This is a genomic window from Streptomyces sp. NPDC058457, assembly GCF_042720695.1.
Classification (GTDB): domain Bacteria; phylum Actinomycetota; class Actinomycetes; order Streptomycetales; family Streptomycetaceae; genus Streptomyces.
The window spans coordinates 1-1160 of sequence record NZ_JBHXLU010000208.1; the positions used below are offsets into that span (position 1 = coordinate 1).

1 protein-coding gene is annotated in these 1160 nt (G+C 69.9%); it reads right to left on the reverse strand.

The window, feature by feature from the left end; translation table 11 throughout:
• The coding region (locus ACFWPS_RS54030) for an AMP-binding protein (protein WP_383721938.1) at positions 1-1160 on the reverse strand (1160 nt) is incomplete at both ends.

Genomic DNA, 1160 nt, shown 5'->3' on the forward strand with positions numbered 1-1160 from the left:
ACGTTGGGCAGCGGGCGGCCGATCGCCGGAGGCGCATCCTCACCCGTGATGCCCTCCTCCAGGAGGACGGCCGTACTGATGACGGTCGCCTCCGTCGGCCCGTAGGTGTTCCACAGACGGGCCGCAGCACGCCACTTGGCGGCCAGGCCCGCTTCGAGACGCTCCGCACCCAGCACCCAGTTCGCAATACCAGAAACGGCCTCCGGCTCCAGCGCACTCAGCAGCGACGGCACCACACTCGCCGTACCCACACCACTGGACTCGACCATCGCCGCGAGCGCCGCCGTGTCCAGGCGCTCCGCCGCCGAGGCGATCGCCAGCGTGCCGCCGGCAGCCAGGGTCACGGCGACATCCAGGACGGCAGCATCGAAGCTGAAGGAAGCGAACTGCAACGACGTCACACCAGGACCAGCCCCCAGCACAGGACCCATCGCCGAAGCCAGGTTCGCCACCGAACCATGAGCCACCGCCACCCCCTTCGGCCGCCCCGTCGACCCCGACGTATAGATGACGTACGCCAACTGGTGAGCTTCCACACTCACATGCAGTGACTCGCCACCGGATCCCACCTCCAGATCCCCGAGCCGGACCACCTCGACGCCATCGGGAACCCGGTCGGCCGTCTCCTCCGTCACCAGCACGAGCCGCGCACCACTGTCAGCGACCATGAACGCCAGCCGGTCCGCCGGATACTCCGGATCCAACGGCACATACGCCCCACCCGCCTTCCACACCGCGAGCTCAGCCACGACCATCTCCACCCCGCGCGGCAGGCACAGCCCCACCCGCGACTCACGCCCCACACCCCGCGCCACCAACCCCCACGCCAACGCGTCAGAACGCCTGTCCACCTCGGCATAGGTCAAGGTGCGGCCCTCCGAGCGCACCGCCACCGCGTCCGGCGCTGCCGCGACCTGCGTGGCGAAGGCCTTGAGGACGCTGGTCGCCGACGCCGGACCTGCGGTGTCGTTCCATGTCTCGACGACGGTGGCGCGTTCCGAGGCGTCCAGCAAGTCGAGGTCGCTGAGCCGCAACTGCGGATCGGCGGCCACCTGCTCCAGCACACGGGCCAGGCGAGCGGCCAGACCACGCACCGTACCCTCGTCGAAAAGATCAGCCGCGTACAGGATCCCGCCACCCAGCCCGGCCGGCGCACCGTC